The organism is Actinokineospora fastidiosa (genome assembly GCF_014648415.1).
Lineage (GTDB): Bacteria > Actinomycetota > Actinomycetes > Mycobacteriales > Pseudonocardiaceae > Actinokineospora > Actinokineospora fastidiosa.
This window is the reverse complement of record NZ_BMRB01000001.1, coordinates 1,000,087-1,020,426: the sequence shown is the minus strand read 5'-3', so window position 1 is coordinate 1,020,426 and position 20,340 is coordinate 1,000,087. Positions and strand designations below refer to the sequence as shown.

At 71.9% G+C, this 20,340-nt stretch carries 21 protein-coding genes; 11 read left to right on the top strand and 10 right to left on the bottom strand.

Annotation, left to right across the window (positions count from 1 at the left end):
- Position 1: 1 nt before the first annotated feature.
- The 7 genes from murJ to IEY98_RS04805 all read left to right on the top strand — a co-directional run bounded on the left by murJ (position 2) and on the right by IEY98_RS04805 (position 7,411).
- Complete coding sequence (gene murJ, locus IEY98_RS04835; protein WP_258905365.1) at positions 2-1,621, top strand: murein biosynthesis integral membrane protein MurJ; 1,620 nt, start codon at positions 2-4, stop codon at positions 1,619-1,621.
- Between the two features lie 74 nt (positions 1,622-1,695).
- Positions 1,696-3,255: a protein kinase family protein gene (locus tag IEY98_RS04830; protein WP_229786587.1), complete on the top strand. Its 1,560-nt coding sequence runs from the start codon at positions 1,696-1,698 to the stop codon at positions 3,253-3,255.
- A 34-nt stretch (positions 3,256-3,289) separates the two neighbouring features.
- Positions 3,290-3,916: an RNA polymerase sigma factor SigM gene (gene sigM, locus IEY98_RS04825; RefSeq protein ID WP_189209029.1), complete on the top strand. Its 627-nt coding sequence runs from the start codon at positions 3,290-3,292 to the stop codon at positions 3,914-3,916.
- Positions 3,913-4,677 carry an anti-sigma factor family protein gene (locus IEY98_RS04820; protein ID WP_189209028.1) on the top strand — a complete coding sequence of 255 codons (765 nt, stop codon included), beginning with the start codon at positions 3,913-3,915 and terminating at the stop codon, positions 4,675-4,677. The genes sigM and IEY98_RS04820 overlap by 4 nt, the downstream gene beginning before the upstream one ends.
- Positions 4,678-4,796: 119 nt before the next feature.
- Positions 4,797-5,783 (top strand): thioredoxin-disulfide reductase, encoded by a 987-nt coding sequence (gene trxB / locus IEY98_RS04815; RefSeq protein WP_189209027.1) that lies wholly within the window; start codon positions 4,797-4,799, stop codon positions 5,781-5,783.
- A gap of 14 nt (positions 5,784-5,797) precedes the next feature.
- Positions 5,798-6,121, top strand: a complete 324-nt coding sequence (gene trxA, locus IEY98_RS04810) for a thioredoxin (protein ID WP_189209026.1) — start codon at positions 5,798-5,800, stop codon at positions 6,119-6,121.
- A 153-nt stretch (positions 6,122-6,274) separates the two neighbouring features.
- A complete protein-coding gene (locus IEY98_RS04805) occupies positions 6,275-7,411 on the top strand; it encodes an N-acetylmuramoyl-L-alanine amidase (RefSeq protein WP_189209025.1) in 1,137 nt (378 codons plus the stop codon).
- A gap of 5 nt (positions 7,412-7,416) precedes the next feature.
- Here the strand turns inward: IEY98_RS04805 and IEY98_RS04800 are convergent, their stop codons facing one another.
- Positions 7,417-8,046, bottom strand: a complete 630-nt coding sequence (locus tag IEY98_RS04800; protein WP_189209024.1) for a GNAT family N-acetyltransferase — start codon at positions 8,044-8,046, stop codon at positions 7,417-7,419.
- 133 nt (positions 8,047-8,179) lie between these two features.
- On the opposite strand from IEY98_RS04800, the gene IEY98_RS04795 reads away from it, so the two are divergent.
- The 3 genes from IEY98_RS04795 to IEY98_RS04785 all read left to right on the top strand — a co-directional run bounded on the left by IEY98_RS04795 (position 8,180) and on the right by IEY98_RS04785 (position 11,547).
- Entirely contained in the window at positions 8,180-9,499 is a 1,320-nt protein-coding gene (locus IEY98_RS04795) for an aminotransferase-like domain-containing protein (RefSeq protein ID WP_229786586.1), read from the top strand.
- An 81-nt stretch (positions 9,500-9,580) separates the two neighbouring features.
- On the top strand, positions 9,581-10,531 hold the full coding sequence (locus IEY98_RS04790; RefSeq protein ID WP_189209022.1) for a D-alanine--D-alanine ligase family protein: 951 nt from the start codon (positions 9,581-9,583) through the stop codon (positions 10,529-10,531).
- A gap of 26 nt (positions 10,532-10,557) precedes the next feature.
- The gene (locus IEY98_RS04785) at positions 10,558-11,547 is read left to right on the top strand and encodes a pentapeptide repeat-containing protein (protein WP_189209021.1); all 990 of its coding nucleotides are present in this window, start codon (positions 10,558-10,560) and stop codon (positions 11,545-11,547) included.
- 33 nt (positions 11,548-11,580) lie between these two features.
- On the opposite strand, the gene IEY98_RS04780 is transcribed toward IEY98_RS04785, so the two are convergent.
- From IEY98_RS04780 to rpmH, 8 genes are all read right to left on the bottom strand, one after another.
- Positions 11,581-12,534 (bottom strand): ParB/RepB/Spo0J family partition protein, encoded by a 954-nt coding sequence (locus tag IEY98_RS04780; RefSeq protein WP_189209020.1) that lies wholly within the window; start codon positions 12,532-12,534, stop codon positions 11,581-11,583.
- Positions 12,531-13,421, bottom strand: coding sequence for a ParA family protein (locus tag IEY98_RS04775; protein WP_189209019.1), 891 nt, complete (start codon positions 13,419-13,421; stop codon positions 12,531-12,533). The genes IEY98_RS04780 and IEY98_RS04775 overlap by 4 nt, the downstream gene beginning before the upstream one ends.
- Positions 13,422-13,472: 51 nt before the next feature.
- Positions 13,473-14,144 (bottom strand): 16S rRNA (guanine(527)-N(7))-methyltransferase RsmG, encoded by a 672-nt coding sequence (gene rsmG, locus IEY98_RS04770; RefSeq protein ID WP_189209018.1) that lies wholly within the window; start codon positions 14,142-14,144, stop codon positions 13,473-13,475.
- 150 nt (positions 14,145-14,294) lie between these two features.
- On the bottom strand, positions 14,295-14,783 hold the full coding sequence (locus IEY98_RS04765) for a Jag family protein (protein WP_373292350.1): 489 nt from the start codon (positions 14,781-14,783) through the stop codon (positions 14,295-14,297).
- Between the two features lie 74 nt (positions 14,784-14,857).
- The gene (yidC, locus tag IEY98_RS04760; protein ID WP_189209016.1) at positions 14,858-15,922 is read right to left on the bottom strand and encodes a membrane protein insertase YidC; all 1,065 of its coding nucleotides are present in this window, start codon (positions 15,920-15,922) and stop codon (positions 14,858-14,860) included.
- Positions 15,923-15,925: 3 nt separating this feature from the next.
- The gene (gene yidD, locus IEY98_RS04755; protein ID WP_189209015.1) at positions 15,926-16,222 is read right to left on the bottom strand and encodes a membrane protein insertion efficiency factor YidD; all 297 of its coding nucleotides are present in this window, start codon (positions 16,220-16,222) and stop codon (positions 15,926-15,928) included.
- The gene (gene rnpA / locus IEY98_RS04750; RefSeq protein WP_189209014.1) at positions 16,219-16,587 is read right to left on the bottom strand and encodes a ribonuclease P protein component; all 369 of its coding nucleotides are present in this window, start codon (positions 16,585-16,587) and stop codon (positions 16,219-16,221) included. Before rnpA ends, yidD begins: the two co-directional genes overlap by 4 nt.
- Before the next feature lie 14 nt (positions 16,588-16,601).
- Positions 16,602-16,739: a 50S ribosomal protein L34 gene (rpmH, locus tag IEY98_RS04745; RefSeq protein WP_189209013.1), complete on the bottom strand. Its 138-nt coding sequence runs from the start codon at positions 16,737-16,739 to the stop codon at positions 16,602-16,604.
- 420 nt (positions 16,740-17,159) lie between these two features.
- Here rpmH and dnaA point away from each other — a divergent pair, with 420 nt between their 5' ends.
- Positions 17,160-18,695, top strand: a complete 1,536-nt coding sequence (gene dnaA, locus IEY98_RS04740) for a chromosomal replication initiator protein DnaA (protein ID WP_189209012.1) — start codon at positions 17,160-17,162, stop codon at positions 18,693-18,695.
- Between the two features lie 65 nt (positions 18,696-18,760).
- Here dnaA and IEY98_RS04735 read toward each other — a convergent pair whose 3' ends face one another.
- Positions 18,761-19,864 carry a S1 family peptidase gene (locus tag IEY98_RS04735; protein WP_229786584.1) on the bottom strand — a complete coding sequence of 368 codons (1,104 nt, stop codon included), beginning with the start codon at positions 19,862-19,864 and terminating at the stop codon, positions 18,761-18,763.
- Positions 19,865-20,340: the final 476 nt, after the last annotated feature.

Below are 20,340 nucleotides of genomic sequence, written 5' to 3'. Positions count from 1 at the left end.
CGTGCAGCAGGGCGGCGATCAGCCGAAGGTGCCGTCGCTGGCGCGTGCCAGCGGCGGGATGGCGGTGGCGACGCTGATCAGCCGGATCACCGGCTTCGGCTGGAAGCTCCTGCTCACCGCCATCGTCGGCCTCAGCGTCATCCAGGACTCGTTCACCGTCGCCAACACCCTGCCGAACATGGTGTTCGAGCTGCTGCTCGGCGGCGTGCTGGCCAGCGTCGTCGTCCCGCTCCTGGTCCGCTCGCAGGACGACCCCGACGGCGGCCAGGACTACATGAACCGGCTGCTCACCGTCGCCATGACCGGCCTGGCCGTCGGCACCGTGCTCGCGGTCGCCGCGGCCCCGCTGTTCACCTGGCTCTACGTCGACGACTCCACCGGCAAGGCCAACCCGGAGCTGACGACCGCCTTCGCCTACCTGCTGCTGCCGGAGATCTTCTTCTACGGCCTGTTCGCGCTGCTGAGCGCGATCCTGCAGGCCCGGCACGTGTTCGGCCCGACGGCGTGGGCGCCGGTGCTCAACAACGTGGTCATCGTGGCAACGCTGCTGCTCTACCTCGTCGTCCCCGGTGAGATCACGCTCAACCCGGTCGACATGAGCGAGCCGAAGGTCCTGGTGCTCGGCATCGGCGTGACCATGGGCATCGTCGTGCAGTCGGTCGTGCTGATCCCGGCGCTGCGCCGGATCGGCTTCAAGTACCGCTGGACGTGGGGGCTGGACTCGCGGCTCAAGGAGTTCGCGGGCCTGGGCCTGTGGGTGCTGGGCTACGTCGCCGTCAGCCAGGTCGGCCTGGTGATCACCCAGCGGGTGCTGACCGCGGCCGAGAAGGGCAGCGTCTCCATCTACGCGAACGCCTGGCTGCTGTTCCAGCTGCCCTACGGCGTCATCGGCGTCTCGCTGCTGACCGCGATCCTGCCGAGGATGAGCAAGTCGGCCGCGCGCGGCGACACCAAGGCCGTGATCGACGACCTCTCCACCGGCAGCAGGCTCTCCACGGTCCTGCTGGTGCCGATCAGCGCGGTGCTCACCATCGCGGGGGCGGCCGTCGGCGTCGCCCTCTTCAGCCTGGGCGAGTCCACCGTGGCCGACGGCCACCGGCTCGGCGTCGCGCTGGCGTTCTCCGCGTTCGGGCTGCTGCCCTACGCGCTCGTGATGCTGCAGCTGCGGGTGTTCTACGCGATGAAGGACGCCAGGACGCCCACCCTGATCATGGTCGGGATGACGGTCGCCAAGATCCCGATGCTGTACCTGTGCGGCTGGCTGCTCGAGCCCGCGAACGTGGTCGTCGGTGTGATGCTGGTCAACTCGCTGACCTACGTCCTCGGCGCCGTCGCAGGCCAGATGTGGCTGTGGGTGCGGCTCGGCCACCTGCGCAACAAGAAGATCGTCTCGCTGATCGCCAAGACCGTGCTCGCCAGCGCCGCGGGCATGGCCGCCGCCTGGCTGGCCGCCGAGGTGCTGGTGCCCGACGGCGTCCAGGGCGCCGGGTCGGCGTGGGCGACGCTCATCCTGCAGAGCCTCGTGGCGGGCGGTGTCGCCTTCGGCGGGCTGGCGCTGTTGCGGGTGCCGGAACTGCGGCCCGCGACCACGCGAATCACCCGTCTGGTCCGCCGGGGCTGATCAGCGCACTCTCCAAGGGCATGCCGGATTCCCGTACTCTCGGGCGCGGGAGCGACGGCAGAAGCGAGAGCACGGTGACGACGAGGCGATCCGAGGTGCCCACGGGCGGGGAGCAGGCAGGCTATCGGCCGCCTGCGGGCTCGCTCGTCCCGGGTGGGCTCGTCGGGGAGGGCCGCTACCGGCTGCTGGCCCAGTGCGGCGCCGAGCCGCGCGCTGGCGTGCAGTTCTGGCGGGCCCGCGACGGCCAGCTGCGCCGCGACGTCGCCCTGACCCTGCTCACCGGCTCCCCCGCGGACGCGGCCGCCGTCGAGCGCGCCCGGCGGGTGCTGGAGCGCGCCGCGCACACCGCCCGGCTCGACCACCCCGGCACCGCCCGGGTCCTCGACGTGGTCGCCCCCGGCGCGGGCATCGGGCCGCAGGAGGGCGTGCTCGGGCTCGTCATCGCCGACTGGTCTGCGGGCACGGACCTGCTCGACGTGATCGCCGAGCACCCGCTGCCGCCGGGCACCGCCGCCCGGCTGCTCGAACCGCTCGCCGCCGCCGTCGACCAGGCCAACCACACCGGGCTCGTGCTCGGCATCGACCACCCGCAGCGGGTGCGGGTCACCCCGGACGGGCAGCTGCGGCTGGCCTTCCCCGGGCCGCTGGCGCACGCGGGCATGCGCGACGACGTGCGCGGCCTCGGCGCGGTCCTGTACCTGCTGCTCACCGGCCGCTGGCCGCTGCCGGACGGCCCGGAGGGCGTGCCGCCCGCCCCGCGCGGCCACGACGGCACGGTCCTGCCCCCGGCCGCGCTGTTCCCGTACATCCCGCTGGAGCTGTCCGTCGCCGCGGTGCGCTGCCTCGCCGAGGACGCCCACGGCGGCATCCGCACGGGCGCGGCCCTGCTGCAGGTGCTGGAGCGGGCCCGCCTGGCCGACGACCAGACCCAGCGGCTGGTCGCGCTGGAGGAGGAGTACGAGGACGACGGCGCCGTGTGGACCACGCGGCCGCCGAGCAACGACAAGGCGCAGCGGCGCAAGCTGGCCATCGGCGTCACCGCGCTGGCCGTGGCCACCGTCGGCGTGCTGGCCTGGGTGGGCATGCAGCTGATCAGCTTCTTCGACGACGGCGGCCCGTCGGGCGGGCCGACGATCACCGCGACCGCGCCCGGCGACACCACCGCGGCGGGCGGGGCGCCCACGCCGAAGCCGGTCGTGCCCGCCGGGCCCATCCGGCCAGCGGACATCAAGGTCTTCAACGTCGGCGGCACCCCCGACAACCCGCGCCGCGCGAACCGGGCCGTCGACGGCGACCCGGGCACCGCGTGGCGGACCGACACCTACAAGGACCAGTTCCCCGCGCTCAAGCCCGGCGTCGGCCTGATGGCCTCGTTCGCCGAGCCGGTGTCCCTGGCCGAGGTCGCCGTCGACTCGCCGAGCGACGGCACCGTGGTCGAGATCCGCAGCGCGCCGTCGGCCGACCCCGAGCTGGGCGATACCAAGGTCATCGGCCGGGCGACGCTGCGGGCCGGGCAGACGAAACTGCAGCTCGACCGGGCCGAGCCGACCCAGCACGTGCTGGTCTGGATCACCACGCTCGGCCAGGGCAACCGGTCCGAGCTGAGCGAGATCGGGTTCATCCGGGCGCAGTGACGGGGTGGTTGACCACCCCCGTTACATTGTCCGCGTGACCGCCCCAGCCAGCTCGGACGCCGACCTCATCGCGGCGCATGCCGCCGGTGATCCGCGCGCGTTCTCCGAACTGGTCCGCAGGCACCGCGACCGCCTGTGGGCGGTGGCGCTGCGCACCCTGCGCGACCCCGAGGAGGCCGCGGACGCGCTGCAGGAGGCGTTCATCTCCGCCTTCCGCGCCGCCGGGTCCTTCCGCGCGGAGTCCCAGGTGACGACCTGGCTGCACCGCATCGTCGTCAACGCCTGCCTCGACCGCGTCCGCAGGCGCAACGCCCGCCCGACAGTGCCGCTGCCGGAGACCGGGCCGGGCGAGCCGGTCAGCCCGCGCGACGCGATGGCCGACCGGGAGACCCAGCTGGTGGTGCAGCGCGCGCTGTCGGAGCTGTCCGAGGACCAGCGGATGCCGATCATCCTGGTCGACGTCGAGGGGTACTCGGTCGCCGAGACCGCCCAGCTGCTCGGCATCGCCGAGGGCACCGTCAAGAGCCGCTGCGCCCGGGGTCGGGCGAAGCTCGCGAAATCGCTCGGACATCTGCGGAACCCCGGTGCAGATGCGAACGTCCCAGGTGGCGCTGGCGATTGGCGAGGTGTGCCCGACGGGCGCCACGGGGAGGGACGATGACGGACAAGATTCGGGGCAGTATCGGCCCCGACGGCCCGCCATGGCCCGTCGACCTGCTGGCCGACCTGCACGCCGGCGTGCTGGAGCCGGGTCGCGCCGCCGAGGTGGGCGCCCGGGTGGCCGCCGACCCCGACGCCCGCGCGGTGCTCGCCGCGCTGGACTCCGTGCGTGCCGACCTCGGCGCGCTGCGTGAGGCCCCCGCCCCGCCGATGCCCGAGCACTTCGCCGCGCGGATCGACGCCGCGCTGGCCGAGGAGGCCCGCAGGGCCTTCGCCACGAACACCCCGCCCGCGGGCGCCCCGGTGATCGACCTGGCGACCGCGCGCCGCAAGCGCGGCCGGATGGCGGCCTGGGGCGGCGGCCTGCTGACCGCCGCTGCCGCCGCCGTCGCGGTGGCCTTCGTCGCGCTGCCGCAGGACACCCCCGGCACCGGGGTGGCCGCGCCGAGCCCCACCGTCTCCGACGGCGGGACGAACGCCGAGCCGCCGCTGAGCGTGGGCCGGGAGAACATCGGCGAGTCGGTGAACGACGTCGTCGACGCCGAGGACTACGGGCCGCTCGGCGACCGGGCGGGCCTGGACCGCTGCCTGGACGCCAACGCCATCGACCCGGCGAGCGCCCAGGTCGTCGGGGTGCGCCCGGTGACCCTGGACGGCAAGTCGGGCGTGATGGCCATCATGCTCGGCGAGAAGGCCGCCCAGTTCCGGGTGCTCGTCGTCACGCCGGACTGCTCCGCCCTCTACAACGGGCTCATCAACTGATCCCACTTCGTGGGCCGGCATAGGTGAGTGGCAGAAGGCGGCGGAACAAGAGCGCCATACCATCGCGTTGACATGTGTGCGTCCGGACGAGCACGTCCGGCGGAAGCGATGGAGGGCGAATGTCTGCGCAGATCCGCAACCTGATCATCATCGGGTCCGGACCGGCCGGCTACACCGCGGCCGTGTACGCCGCGCGCGCGCAGCTGAACCCGCTGGTGTTCGAGGGGTCCCAGTTCGGCGGCGCGCTGATGACGACCACCGAGGTGGAGAACTTCCCCGGCTTCCGCGACGGCATCATGGGCCCGGACCTGATGGAGCAGATGCGCGCGCAGGCCGAGCGCTTCGGCGCCGAGCTGCGGCCCGAGGACGTCGAGTCGGTGGACCTGACCGGCCCGGTGAAGGTCGTCGAGGCCAACGGCGTGCGGTACGAGGCCAAGGCCGTCGTGCTCGCGATGGGCGCGGCCGCCCGCTACCTGAACGTCCCCGGTGAGCAGGAACTGCTCGGGCGCGGGGTCTCGGCGTGCGCGACCTGCGACGGCTTCTTCTTCCGCGACCAGGACATCGCCGTGGTCGGCGGCGGCGACTCGGCGATGGAGGAGGCGACCTTCCTCACCCGGTTCGCCCGGTCGGTGACGATCGTGCACCGGCGCGAGGAGTTCCGCGCCTCGAAGATCATGCTGGAGCGCGCCCGGTCCAACGAGAAGATCAGGTGGCGGCTCAACACCGCGATCGACGCGGTGCTCGGCGAGCAGAAGGTCACCGGGCTGAAGGTGCGCGACACCGTGACCGGCGAGGCGGACGAGCTCGACGTCACCGGCTTCTTCGTGGCGATCGGCCACGACCCGCGCAGCGCCCTGGTCAAGGGCCAGGTGGACCTCGACGACGAGGGCTATGTGATCACCAAGGGCCAGACCACCTACACCAACCTCGACGGCGTGTTCGCCGCGGGCGACCTGGTCGACCACACCTACCGGCAGGCCATCACGGCGGCGGGCTCGGGCTGCGCCGCGGCCATCGACGCCGAGCGCTGGCTGGCCGAGCACGGCACCGAGGAAGCCGAGATGGCCACCGAACTGGTCGGCGGCGGCTACGGCAAGAGCAACTGAACAAGGAGAAAGAGATGGCCGGCAACACAGTCACCGTCACCGCGGACTCGTTCGACGCGGACGTCATCAACAGCGGCAAGCGCGTCCTGGTCGACTTCTGGGCGACCTGGTGCGGACCGTGCCGCATGGTCGCCCCGGTGCTGGAGGAGATCGCCCGCGACCACGCCGACAAGATCACCGTCGCCAAGCTCGACATCGACCAGCACCCGACCATCGCCCGCGACTACCAGGTGATGTCCGTGCCGACCATGATCCTGTTCGAGGACGGCAAGCCGGTGAAGACCATCGTCGGCGCGAAGCCGAAGGCGGCGCTGCTGAGCGACCTCGACCTGGCCTGACCCGCGTCACGAACCCGGGGCCCCGCCCGTCTCGTTGTCAGACGGCGGACCCCGGGTTCGCTCGTCCCTGTGACCGATCGCGTCCGGACCGGAGCGGCAAGGCACAATGGTCGACTGTCAGGATTCGCACAACCGACTCGAGAGCGAGGGTCCATGCGGGTACTCCGCCGCGGCGACACGGGCCAGGCTGTGGCCGAGGTCCGCTCCACGCTCGTCGCACTGGGCATGGCCACCCCGGCCCAGGAAGCGGACGTCTTCGACGCCCAACTGGAACACGCCGTGCGGGCGTTCCAGCAACGGCGCGGCCTGATCACCGACGGCGTCGTCGGCCCCGCCACCTACCGGGCCCTGCGCGACGCGACCTACTCCCTCGGCGGCCGTCCGCTGGCCTTCCTCGTCTCCGCCCCCCTGACCGGCGACGACGTCCTCACGCTGCAGGAGCGGCTGCTGGAGCTCGGCTACGACGCGGGCCGCTCCAACGGCGTCTTCGGCGCGCAGACCGAGGCCGCGCTGCGCAACTTCCAGCGCGACTACGGCCTCACCGTGGACGGCATCTGCGGCCCGCAGACCGTGCGCGCCCTGCGCCAGCTGTCCCCGCGCGCCCGCGGCGGCCGCCCGGTGCTGCTGCGCGAGCAGGAGCGCGTCCGCAGGGCCGGGCCCCGGCTGCGCGGCAAGCGCATCGTCATCGACCCCGGCCACGGCGGCGACGACCCGGGCCTGTCCATCGGCGGGGTCTGCGAGGCGGACCTGATGTGGGACCTGGCGACCCGGCTGGAGGGCAAGATGGTCGCCACCGGCATGGAGGCGCTGCTCTCCCGCGGCCCCGACCAGTGCCCCGACGACGCCGACCGCGCCCACTTCGCCAACGACACCGGCGCCGACCTGGTGCTGTCGCTGCACACCGACGGCAACCGCTCCCCGCACGCGCAGGGCGTGGCGGCCTTCCACTTCGGCACCGGCAACGGCGCCACCTCCACCCTCGGCGAGGCGATGGCGGGCCTGATCCAGCGCGAGCTGGTCATGCGCACCGGCATGCGCGACTGCGGCGCGCACCCCAAGACCTGGGACATGCTGCGGCTGACCCGCTGCCCCGCGGTGCGCATCGAGATCGGCTACCTGACCAACGAGGAGGACCGGCGCAGGCTGAGCGAGCCCGCGTTCCGCGACGTTGTGGCCGAGGGGATCCTGGTCGCGGTCAAGCGCCTCTACCTGCTCGGGCAGAACGACCAGCCCACCGGCACCTTCACCTTCGCCGACGTGCTCGCGCACGAGCTGGCCAAGGCGGAGTAGCGGCCTCAGCGCTGCATGGCCGGCGTGCCGACGGTGCTGATCGTGACCGTGCCCAGCAGGCGTTCGAGGGCGGCCTCGACGTCTTCCTTCCAGGTGATGGCCGAGCGCAGCTCCAGCCGCAGCCGGGGCCAGCGCGGGTGCGGCCGCACGGTCTTGAAGCCGACGCTGGTCAGGAACGCCGCGGGCACCACGCAGCTGTGGTCCTCGTCGGGGTCCATGTCGCCGAAGGTCTCGATGGCCCGCACGCCGCGGCGGGTGAGGTCCTTGGCCACCGACTGCACCAGCAGCCTGCCGAGCCCGCCCTTGCGGAACTCGGGGAGCACGTGGAAGCCGGTGAGCACGACGGCGTCGGCGCTGATCGGCGAGGTCGGGAACGCCGAGGCGCGGGGAACGGCGTTGGGCGGGGCGTAGAGGACGAATCCGACCGGCAGTTTGTCGCTGTAGACGATCCGGCCGCAGGACCCCCACTCGAGCAGGACGCTGGAGACCCAGGCCTCTTTCTCCAGCTCGGTGGTGCCGAACTCCTCGGCCTGCTCCTTCAGGTGCGGCGCGAGCTCCCAGTACACGCAGGACCGGCACTGCTTAGGCAGATGCTCCAGGTTGTCCAGCGTGACGCCGACGACGCGTCGCGACACCCAACCTCCCCCGCCCGAGTTCCCTTACCGGGACAGGATAGGGCGATGTGACCTGCGTCGGAACCGCAGACGCGATTATCCGGCCGACGTCACCCCTCCGGTTACACTCGAACAACGCATGCGAGGAGGCGTCGTGAGCAGCTTGCACCAGCCGCCGGACCGAAGCGGGGCGCGCAGCCTCGACCCCCACCTGAGCCGCTACGCGGCCCGGGCGGAGGGCATGACCGCATCCGAGGTGCGAGCGCTGTTCGCGGTGGCGAGCAGGCCGGAGGTGGTGTCGCTGGCGGGCGGCATGCCGAACCTGGCCGCGCTGCCGCTGGACTCGCTGTCCCAGCAGATGGCGAGCATCGTCGCCGAGGAGGGCATGACCGCCCTGCAGTACGGCTCCGCGCACGGCGTCCCGCAGCTGCGTGAGCAGATCTGCGAGGTCATGGCGCTGGAGGGCGTGCACGGGCACCCGGACGACCTGGTGGTCACCGTCGGCTCGCAGATGGCGCTCGACCTGGTCACCCGCATCTTCTGCGACCCGGGCGACGTGGTGCTCGCCGAGGGCCCGTCCTACGTGGGCGCGCTGGGCACCTTCGCCTCCTACCAGGCCGACGTGCGCCACGTGGCCATGGACGAGCAGGGCCTGGTCCCGGCCGCGCTGGAGGAGGCCATCGCCGCCGTCCGCGCTGCGGGCAAGCGGGTCAAGTTCCTCTACACGATCCCGAACTTCCAGAACCCCGCGGGCGTGACCCTGGCCGTGCCCAGGCGCGCGGAGATCCTCGACATCTGCCTGCGCCACGACGTGCTGGTCATCGAGGACAACCCGTACGGCCTGCTCGGCTTCGACGGCCAGATCTACCCCGCGCTGCGGTCGATGGACCGCGACAACGTCATCTACCTGGGGTCGTTCTCCAAGACGTTCGCCTCCGGCCTGCGCGTGGGCTGGGCGCTGGCCCCGCACGCCGTGCGCGAGAAGCTGGTGCTGGCCGCCGAGTCGGCCGCGCTGTGCCCGCCCACGCTGAACCAGCTCGTGGTGTCGCGCTACCTGGCCACCCACGACTGGAAGGGCCAGATCAAGTCGTTCCAGACGATGTACCGGGAGCGCAGGGACGCGCTGCTGGCCGGGCTGGAGCAGCACATGCCGCCGGGCTGCACGTGGACCCGCCCCGACGGCGGCTTCTTCGTCTGGCTGACCGTGCCCGAGGGCGTGGACACCAAGGCGATGCAGCCGCGCGCGGTGACCGCGCGGGTGGCGTACGTGCCCGGGACCGGCTTCTACGCCGACGGGTTCGGCAGCAGGCAGATGCGCCTGTCGTTCTGCTACCCGCCGCCGGAGCGCATCACCGAGGGCGTCCGCAGGCTGGCGTCGGTGCTGGCCGAGGAGCTGGAGCTGCTGCGCACCTTCGGCCCGACGGCCAGGCGCGCGATGTCCGGGGCGCAGGCCCCCTCGCCCGACACCGCCTGATCGGCGGTCGCTGAATCGTGCCGGTGTACCGTCGGCACTGATTTCGTGTGCCGAGGAACAGCCGTGCTGAGGAGTCCTGTCGTGTCCGATCGCTGGGTGACCGTCCTGGCCGGTGGGCTGTCCCACGAGCGCGACGTGTCGCTGCGGTCCGGCAGGCGCGTCTCGGCTGCCCTGCGCTCGACCGGCGTGACGGTGGAGGAGTGGGACGCCGACGCCGCCCTGCTGCCGCGCCTGCGCGAGCACCGCCCCGACGCGGTGGTGGTCGCCCTGCACGGCGGCGAGGGCGAGAACGGCTCCATCCAGACGATCCTGGAGCTGCTGGACATCCCGTACGTCGGCACCGACGCCGACGCCTGCCGCCGGGCGTGGGACAAGCCGACCGCCAAGGCCGAGCTGGCCCGCGCCGGGCTGCTCACCCCGGACTGGGTCGTCCTCCCGCACAGCACGTTCCGCGAGCTGGGCGCCCAGCCGGTGCTCGACGCGATGGTCGAGCGCCTGGGCCTGCCGATGATGCTCAAGCCCGACCAGGGCGGCTCCGCGCTCGGCGCCCAGGTGGTGCGCGACGCCGCGGACCTGCCCACGGCGATGGTCGGCTGCCTCGCCTACAGCGACACCGTCCTGGCCGAGCGCTACGTCGAGGGCACCGAGGTCGCCGTCACGGTCATCGACACCCCGGACGGCCCGCTGGCCCTGCCCGCGGTGGAGATCACCGCCCACAACGGCGTCTACGACTACACCGCCCGGTACACCGCGGGCCTCACCGAGTTCCACGCCCCGGCCCGACTGCCCGAGGAGACCGCGGCGAAGGTCGCCGACCTCGCGGTGTCCGCCCACCGCCTGCTGGGCCTGCGCGACATCTCCCGCACCGACGCCGTGGTGGACCGCGACGGCGACGTGCACTTCCTCGAGGTCAACCTCTCGCCCGGGCTGACCGAGACCTCGTTGGTCCCGATGGCCGTCGAGGCGGCAGGCCGCTCCCTCGGCGAGATCTACGCCGGTCTGGTCGACCGCGCGATCACCCGCCACGGCTGACCCCGCCCGGCTGCCATGATCACGTCGTGGCCAGTGCTCCCGTCCCGCAGCCGACCCGTCCCGACCCGCCCCTGAAGCCGCTGTCCGGCAGGCTGATCGCCGCGGTGGCCGCCGCGATCGCGCTCGCGACCGCAGCCCTGGTCGTCGCCCTCTGGTGGGCGGGCACCAGCGGGCTCAGCGGACCGGAGCTCGTCACCGCCCGCTTCGACGCCCTGCGGACCGGGCTGAGCGTCGGGCTCGGCGGTGGCGGCGTGTTCGCCCTCTACCTCGCCTGGCGGCGGCAGCGGTCCACCGAGATCGGCCTGCGGCAGAAGGAGCGCGACCAGGCGGACGTGGCGAAGGCGTACGCGCTGCAGGAGCGCGTCGCCGCGGCGACCGAGGCCGACGCCGCCGCCCGGCGGATCACCGACCTCTACACCAAGGCGGCCGAGCAGCTCGGCTCGGACAAGGCGCCGGTGCGCCTGGCGGGGCTGTACGCGATGGAGCGCCTGGCCCAGGACAACCCGTCCCAACGCCAGACCATCGTCAACGTCCTCTGCGCGTACCTGCGGATGCCGTTCACCGACGACCCGGACGACCTGGCCTCGGCCCAGGAGCGGCAGGTCCGGGTGACCGCCCAGCGGATCCTGTCCGCGCACCTACGCCACCAGAACGTCCCGAGCGAGTCGTTCTGGCCGGACATCGATCTCGACCTCAGCGGTGCGGTGCTGGTCGAGTTCAACATGACCAACACCCGGGTGCGCGGCGCGCGGTTCGCCAACGCGACCTTCGTCGGCGCCGCGTGGTTCAACGGCGTGACCTTCGCGGGGGACGCCCGCTTCTACGACGCGACCTTCACCGGGCCCGCCCGCTTCCACAACTCGACCTTCCGCGCCAAGGCGCTGTTCCAGCGGGCCACGTTCGCCGAACCGCCGGATTTCGCGGGTGTGGTCGCGCCCGCGGAGTTCGCGGAGCGCCTTCCCGGGTCGGCTACGGCGAGCCACGACGACGACCACCAACGGTCATCGTCACCGTGACGAAAGCGGCCGGTATGGTTCCCTACGACCGTTTCATGTCTGATTTATCCCTTTTTCCGCCATCAGCTCGACGATCCGCTCGAGGTCGTCCACCGAGCCGAACTCGACCACGATCCGACCCTTCCGCTTGCCGAGTTCGACCTTGACGCGGGTGTCGAACCGGTCGGACAGGCGGTCGGCGACGTCCTGGAGGCCGGGGGCGTGCATCGGCTTGCGCGGGGCGGGCTTGGCCTTCGGCGGGGGAGCGCCCTTGGCGAGCGTCACCGCCTCCTCGGTCGCCCGCACCGACAGGCCCTCGGCCACGATGCGGGTCGCCAGGTCCTCCTGCGCGCCCGGGTCGTCGAGCCCGAGGAGCGCGCGGGCGTGACCGGCCGACAGCACGCCCGCCGCGACGCGGCGTTGGACCGGCAGGGGCAGGCGCAGCAGCCGGATGGTGTTCGTGATGACCGGGCGGCTGCGGCCGATGCGGCCTGCCAGCTCCTCGTGGGTCACCTCGAACTCGTCCAGCAGCTGCTGGTACGCCGCCGCCTCCTCCAGCGGGTTGAGCTGCACCCGGTGGATGTTCTCCAGCAGCGCGTCGCGCAGCATGGCGTCGTCGGCGGTCTGGCGGACGATCGCGGGGATGTGCTCCAGGCCCGCGCGCTGGGCGGCGCGCAGCCGCCGCTCGCCCATCACCAGTTCGTAGGCATCGTTCAGCTCCCGCACCACGATCGGCTGCATGAGGCCGAACTCGCGGATCGAGTGCTCCAGCTCGGCGAGCGCGTCCTCGTCGAAGACCTGCCGGGGCTGCTTCGGGTTCGCCGTGACCGCCGCGGTCGGCACCTCGCGGTAGACCGCGCCCGCGACCGGCTCGGCCGCGGGCGCCTCGGCCGGGGGAGTGGGCAGCTTCAGCCCGTTGGACACCGGCGCGGCGGGCGGGCCCTGCGGGATGAGGGCCGCGAGGCCGCGGCCCAGTCCACCCTTGCGGCCGCCACCGGCCGCGCTCACTGGGCCGCTCCGCGTTCGGCGATCTCCCGCGCGGCGTCGAGGTAGCTCATCGCGCCCCGGGAACCGGGGTCGTACGCGAGGACCGTCTGGCCGTAGCCCGGCGCCTCGGACACCTTCACGCTGCGCGGGATGACGGTCCGCAGCACGGTCTCGCCGAAGTGGGTGCGCACCTCGTTGGTCACCTGGTCGGCCAGCTTGGTGCGGCCGTCGTACATCGTCAGCAGGATCGTCGACACCGACAGCGCGCGGTTGAGGTGCGTCTGCACGAGCTCGATGTTGCGCAGCAGCTGGCTCAGCCCCTCCAGCGCGTAGTACTCGCACTGGATCGGGATGAGCACCTCCTGGGCGGCGACCATCGCGTTGACGGTCAGCAGCCCCAGCGACGGCGGGCAGTCGATGAACACGTAGTCGGGGTCGATCTGGTCGAGCGCCTCGTCGGAGAGCGCCTCCTTGAGCCGGGACTCCCGGCCCTGCATCGACACCAGCTCGATCTCCGAGCCCGCGAGGTCGATCGTGGCGGGCACGCAGAACAGCCGGTCCGACTGGTCGCTCAGCTGCGCGGCCTCGGCCAGGGACAGCTCGCCCAGCAGCACCTCGTAGACCGACGGCGTGCCCGAGCGGTGGTCGACGCCGAGCGCCGTGCTCGCGTTGCCCTGAGGGTCGAGGTCGATGACGAGCACGCGCAGTCCATGCATCGCCAGCGCGGCGGCCAGGTTCACCGTGCTCGTCGTCTTGCCGACGCCGCCCTTCTGGTTGGCCACGGTCAGCACGCGACGGCTCAGCGGCCGGGGGAACATCCGGTCCGGGTGCTTGATCCGGGTCGCCCGGGCGGCTTCCTCCTCGATGGGCGTCCATCCGGCGACGGACGCCGCGGTCGGCTGGCTCATCGGTCCCCCTCCGACCGCCGGTGTTTCACGTGGAACATCCTCGCTCCGTTCTCAGCCTCGACGTGCACGCTGGTCCTTCCCGGTCCGCCGCGGCAGCCGTTCGACCACCACCACGGTGGTCGGCGGATCCACCACGGTGGCGCCGCACCGCTCGATCCTGGGGTCGCCCCCGCCCGCGCGCCGGATCTCCGCGCGGTCCCGCTCGATCTCCTCGGCCGCGCTGGCCCCCTTGAGCGCGACCATCCGGCCACCCGTCCGCAGCAGCGGCAGGCACCATGCACTGAGCTTGCCCAGGGGAGCGACCGCGCGGGCGGTGACCACATCGGCCCCGGTGACCCGGTCACGCACGGCGGGCTCCTCGGCCCGCCCGCGCACCACGGCGACGGACGACAAGCCCAGAGTCTCTACCACCTCGTCCAGCCACGCCACCCGTCGCGCCATCGGTTCCACGAGCGTGATGCTCAGGTCGGGCCGGGCGATCGCCAGCGGGATGCCGGGCAGCCCGGCACCGGACCCGACGTCCACCACGCGGCCCCGCTCGGGCAGCACCTCGGCGATGACGGCGGAGTTGAGCACGTGCCGGTCCCACAGCCGGTCCACCTCGCGCGGCCCGATCAGGCCGCGGGCGACGCCGTGCACGGCCAGCAGTTCGACGAACCGCTCCGCGAGCCCGGTCCGGTCTCCGAAGACCGACGACACCCGGTCCCGATCAAGGTTCGTCATATGCCTTCCGATGTTCCACGTGAAACAGTGCGTTGCAGAGATTGTCGCCGATGCCCCCGCGACCGCCGCAGCAGACTCCCCGGTGTTTCACGTGAAACACGAAAGAGGCGCGGCCCGCTGGAGCGGACCGCGCCTCTTCCTGAACCACGCCTACTGCGGGAAGACGACCACCCGGCGTCGGGGGTCCTCGCCCTCGCTCTCGCTGTGCACGCCCTTCACGGTGGCGACCGCGTCGTGCACGACCTTGCGCTCGAACGGCGTCATCGGCTGCAGCCGGATCCGCTCGCCGGTCGACAGCGCCTTCTCGGCGGTCGCCCGGCCCAGGTCGGCCAGCTCCTCGCGGCGGGCGGCGCGCCACCCGGCGATGTCGAGCATCAGCCTGCTGCGGGTGCCGGTCTCCTGCTGCACCGCCAGCCGGGTCAGCTCCTGCAGCGACTCGAGGACGCTGCCCCGAGGACCGACGAGCTTGTCCAGGTCCTCGCCGCCGTCGATGCTCACGACCGCGCGGCTGGCCTCGACGTCGAGGTCGATGTCCCCGTCGTAGTCCAGGATGTCGAGCAGGCGCTCCAGGTAGTCGCCCGCGATGTCGCCCTCCTTGACCAACAGGTCCTCGGTGGCGGCCGCCTTCTCGACCGGCACCTCCTCGGCGGTGGTGGTCTCAGGCTCCTGCACCGTCTCCGGCACGGTAACTCCTCTCCAGGTCGAGCGACGCCTCAGCGGTTCTTGCGACCTGACTTCTTACGGGAACGGTCCGCGCTCGGACCGGGAACCTGGGTGCCGCCCGACGGCTTGCCGGTCTGCGGCTTCGCGCCGGGACGCGGCTTGCTGGCCGCGGCGGGCTTGGCGCCGCCGGTCGCGGGCTTGGCGTCCGGCTTGGCGTCCGGCTTGGCGTTCACGTCGTCGGCGGGCTTGCGCGGCGGGGCGGCCTTCTTCGCCTGGGCGGGCTTCTGCCCGGGCTTGGGCGCGGCGGCCGAGCGCTTCTCGATCGCGGCGGCCTTCGCGGCCGCCTCCTCCTTGTCGATCTTCTGGTAGACGACGTGCTGCTGCATGAGCGTCCAGCTGTTGTTGCTCAGCCAGTACATCAGCAGACCGATGGGGAAGAAGAAGCCACCGACGAGGACGCCCAGCGGGAAGATCCAGAGCGTCAGCTTGTTCATGATCGCGGTCTGCTGGGTGGCCGCGTCCGGGTTCTGCCGGGCCACCGAGTGCCGCGCGGTCAGGTGGGTCAGCACGCTGGCGAGGATCATCAGCGGGATCGCGACCAGGATGACCGAGGTCCGGTCGACGCCGTAGGCGGCGAGCTCGGCGCCGGGCTGGGTGATCCAGTTGCTCAGCCGCGCGCCGAACAGGTTGGCGTCGAGGTAGGACTGCACGCCCTGGGCGTCGAAGAAGTAGTTCTCGGTCTTGCCCGGCTCGAACTCGCGCAGGACGTGGAACAGGCCGATGAAGACCGGGATCTGCAGCAGCATCGGCAGGCAGCCGCCCAGCGGGTTGACCCCGTGCTGGGACTGCAGCTTCTGCATCTCCTGCGCGAGCTTCTGCCGGTCGTTGGCGTACTTCTTCTGCAGCTTCTTGATCTCGGGGGCGAACTCCTGCATCTTCCGCATGGAGCGCACCTGCTTGACCATGGGCTTGAACATGATCGCGCGCAGGGTGAAGACGAGGAAGACGATGCCCAGCGCCCACGAGACCGCGCTGGACTCACCGAAGATGTGACCGAAGACCCAGTGCCAGCACCACAGGATGAAGGACACCGGGTAGTAGATGAAATCGAGCACGAACTACTCCTCGGCAGCTCTCACGTCAGCCGGGCCGGTCCCGGTCAGGTTCTCGGGGTGCCGCGGCGGCACCGGGTCCAGTCCGCCGGGGTGCCACGGGCCGCAGCGCAGCAGGCGGCGCAGCGCGAGCCACGAGCCGCGCAGCGCACCGTGCTCGGTGAGGGCCTCGGCGGCGTAGGCGCTGCAACTGGGGTAGAAGCGGCACGCGGGCGGCAGCAGCGGCGAGATCCACCTGCGGTAGGCGCGCACGGGAGCCAGCAGCACCCGGGCACCAAGGCTCGGCGCGGTCCCTACCGTCACGACTCATCACCACTCGACAGCCGGAGCTTGCGAAGCGCGGCGTCGAGGTCCGCGCCGAGCTCGGCGCTGGTCGCCTCGGCGGCGCGCGGCAACGCCCGCACGACCAACGCGCTGCCCGGCGGCAGAGTTCCGAGCCGGTCGCGCACGAGGTGGCGCAGCCGCCGGGACACCCGGTGGCGGACCACCGAGTTGCCCACGGCCTTACTCACGACGAAACCGACCCTCGGCGAACCGGGGTCGGCTTCGGGGTCCGCTGGGCCCGCCACCGCGTGCACCACCAGCCGGGTGCGGCCCGCCCGGCGACCCCCGCGGGTCACCAGCCGGAAGTCCGCGCTGCTGGTCAGCCGGGCGGCCGCGGGGAGCACGGCGGCGGTTGGGCTCAGGCCGACAGCTTGTCGCGGCCCTTGCGCCGACGGGCGGCGAGGATCGCGCGACCCGCACGGGTGCGCATCCGCAGGCGGAAGCCGTGCGTCTTGGCGCGGCGACGGTTGTTCGGCTGGAAGGTGCGCTTGCTCACAGCTCTATCTCCCGGGTACTAGCCCTGCCAGTCGTTCTGGCCGTAGGTCGGGTCTCGCGCGGGCACGGCCCAGGCGGATCGCGCGCAAGCCGCTCACGGTGCGGGCACGCAGAACTCGCCCGCCGCAAGCGGGAGACCTTATGAGAGTACGCACCCGCTCTGGCGGGGACAAATCCGGGTACCCGGGGATCGCGTCTTGTGGCGACCGGCCGTCCTTGTTAGCGTGCGGGCTCTTGGCTTGCCGGACGCCGATGGGAGCCCCTGCCGGGCCGACCGTGCCGGACCACTGAGTACCGTTGACCCGCCACGGGGTGTCGCCGCGGTTCGCCGTACCTTCGTGCACAGTTGTGGACAACTGTTGTGGATGAGCGCCGGACACCCGGCGTGCGGGGGCCGTCGGAGGGGAGGGGAGCGGCGTCGATGTCCGACCACCAGATGAATCTGGGCGTGGTCTGGGAGCAGGTCGTGCGCGAGCTGTCCGCCGGAACACTGTCTCCCTCACAGCGCGCCTGGATGCGGATGACCCGCCCCATCGGCCTGCTCGACGAGACGGCGCTGCTGTCAGCGCCCAGCGAGTTCGCCAAGGAGGCGATCGAGCGCGCGCTGCGCGAGCCGATCACCTCCGCGCTCTCCCGCAGGCTCGGCCGGGTCGTGTCGCTGGCCGTCAAGGTCGACACCGCGCCCGCCCCCGTCCCGCAGCCGGTGCCCGCCCCGATCGAGGTCCCCGTCGCCGAGCCGGTCGCGCTGCCGGTCGACGCGCCCGTCGTGGCCCCTCCGGGCGCCGCGGCCGACGACGACGGCGAGGAGGTGGACGAGGAGGGCGACGCGCTCGCCGCCGTCCACGAGATCTGGCCGACGTTCAACGGCAGCCGCCCGGCGACCGGCCAGCCCTACACCGCGCCCGCGCAGCCGCAGACGTCCAAGACCCGGCTGAACGAGAAGTACACCTTCGACACGTTCGTCATCGGCGCGTCCAACCGCTTCGCGCACGCGGCGTCGGTCGCGGTGGCCGAGGCGCCCGCCCGCGCGTACAACCCGCTGTTCATCTGGGGCGAGTCCGGGCTGGGCAAGACGCACCTGCTGCACGCCGTGGGCCACTACGCGCAGCGCCTGTTCCCGGGGATGCGCGTGCGGTACGTGTCCACCGAGGAGTTCACCAACGACTTCATCAACTCGCTGCGCGACGACCGCAAGGTGGCCTTCCAGCGCCGCTACCGCGACATCGACGTGCTGCTGGTGGACGACATCCAGTTCCTGGAGGGCAAGGAAGGCACCCAGGAGGAGTTCTTCCACACCTTCAACACGCTGCACAACGCCAACAAGCAGATCGTGGTGTCCTCCGATCGGCCGCCCAAGCGGCTGGAGACCCTGGAGGACCGGCTGCGCACGCGGTTCGAGTGGGGCCTGATCACCGACATCCAGCCGCCGGAGCTGGAGACCCGCATCGCCATCCTGCGGAAGAAGGCGGCCCAGGACCGCCTGGCCGTCCCCGGCGAGGTGCTGGAGTTCATCGCCGCCCGGGTCGAGGCCAACATCCGCGAGCTGGAGGGCGCCCTGATCCGGGTGACCGCGTTCGCCTCGCTCAACCGGCAGCCGGTCGAGGTCGGCCTGGCCGAGATCGTGCTGCGCGACCTCATCCCGGACTCCCAGGCCCCGGAGATCTCCGCGGCCACGATCATGGCCGTCACTGCCGAGTACTTCGGCGTCTCCATCGACGACCTCTGCGGCCCCGGCAAGACGAAAGCGCTTGCGGCCGCCCGGCAGATCTCCATGTACCTGTGCCGTGAGCTGACCGACCTGTCACTCCCCAAAATCGGCCAGACCTTCGGCGGCCGCGACCACACCACGGTCATGCACGCCGACAAGAAGATCCGCAAGGAAATGGCCGAGCGCCGCCGGGTCTACGACCAGGTGCAGGAGCTCACCACCCGCATCAAGCAGCGCGCGCGCGGCTGACCCCCGACACGAGCGACGGCCCCCGAGCGGATCCGTCCATCCGCTCGGGGGCCGTCGGTCAGGGGTTACGGCTTGTCGGTCTTCAGCGTGTAGCTGCCCGAGCCGCTGTAGGCGTGCACGCGCCAGCGGTAGTAACCGGCCGTGCCGTTGTACTCGACCTCTTCACTGGCAGCGGGCGTGGTGCCCGACTGCACGTTGGCCCAGGTCGACCCGTTCCACTTCTGCAGGTACAGGTCGTAGTCGGCGCCCGAGGGGCCCGCGAGGCAGCCGCGGTGGGTGCCGGAGGCGCTGCTGTAGTAGTAGCTGCCGTTGGGCTGGTAGACCGAGCCGCCCGCGTTCAGCGAGCCGGTGAAGGTCTCCTCGGAGCAGTTGCCCGGCTCCGGGTCGGGGTCGGGGCCGCCGCCGTCGAGGTCGCCGGTGTAGCCCTCGATCCACGACTTGAACGCCGGGACCTTCATGTAGATGGACGGCGCCTCGGCGCAGGTCGGCTGGCCCTGGCCCGCGCGGCTGGTGGCGCCGCCGAGCTCCCAGCGGTTGTTCGCCCGCACGACCAGCGGGCCGCCGGAGTCGCCGTAGCAGGCGCCCGCGCCGTAGGAGTCGCCGACGCACAGCTCGTAGTTCGGCTGGTAGCCCGCGGTGCAGCCGCTGGAGAGCAGCGTGGTGTCGAGCTGCATCAGCTGGTTCGGGGCGCTGCCGCAGCCGCGGGTCGGGCAGGTCTGCCCGTGGCCCATGATCCGCACCGCGGTGCCCGCGGTCAGCGCGGTGTCGGTGATCTTGATGGGGGTCTGCGTCGACGCGCTGCCGAGCTTCAGCAGGGCGATGTCGTAGCCGCTCGGGCCGCCAATCTGCTGCACGACCGTGCGCGACTCGCCCGAGGACAGGGTGGTCCCGCCGATGCGCACGGAGGTGACGCTGCCGATGCAGTGGTCGGCGGTGACGACCCACAGCGGCGCGATCAGCGAGCCGCCGCAGCCGAAGCGGCCGTTGGACAGCAGCTTGGTGTAGAAGGGGTAGTTCTCCGACGCGGGGTCGCCGCCGATGATGTACGGCTGCACATCACCTGTTGTCGAGCTCGGCGGCGCGGCCTGGGCCGGGCCTGTCAGTGCGATCAACCCGCCGGTACAGGTCGCCGCCGCGGCGAAGGCCGCCGCGATCTTCCGAAGCCGCATTCCGGCTTCTCCTTCCATATGCAGGGATCGCCCCGCGCGCAGGGTTGCGCGAGGCGCACCGTCACTATGCGGTCACGCGACGCGGCGGGAACAATCACACTTGGCCATAGCTTCACTGGATGGCCGGAGGTTTTATTGCGGCCGTGGAGGGCCGGAGCGGAGATCTGTGTCACCGATCGGGTGCGGTTCGGCCATCCACAGCCCTGTGGGTGGCGTCGGGACAGCCTGGGGGCTACTCGGTGCACAACTGGGGATCGCGCTGTGGACAACCGGGCCGGTCTGTGGAGCGCTCGTCCACAGGCTCGAGCTGTCCACGGGCGGGCCGAGTTGTCCACGGGCTCCATGCCCCGGTCGTCCACATCGATCCGCGCCGGGTGACCTGCGAGGACGGGCGTTGTCCACACAACCCACAGCCCTTACTACTACTGCTGTCTTTGCTCTTCCTCCACAAGAACAAAAAGAAGAAACAGGGGATC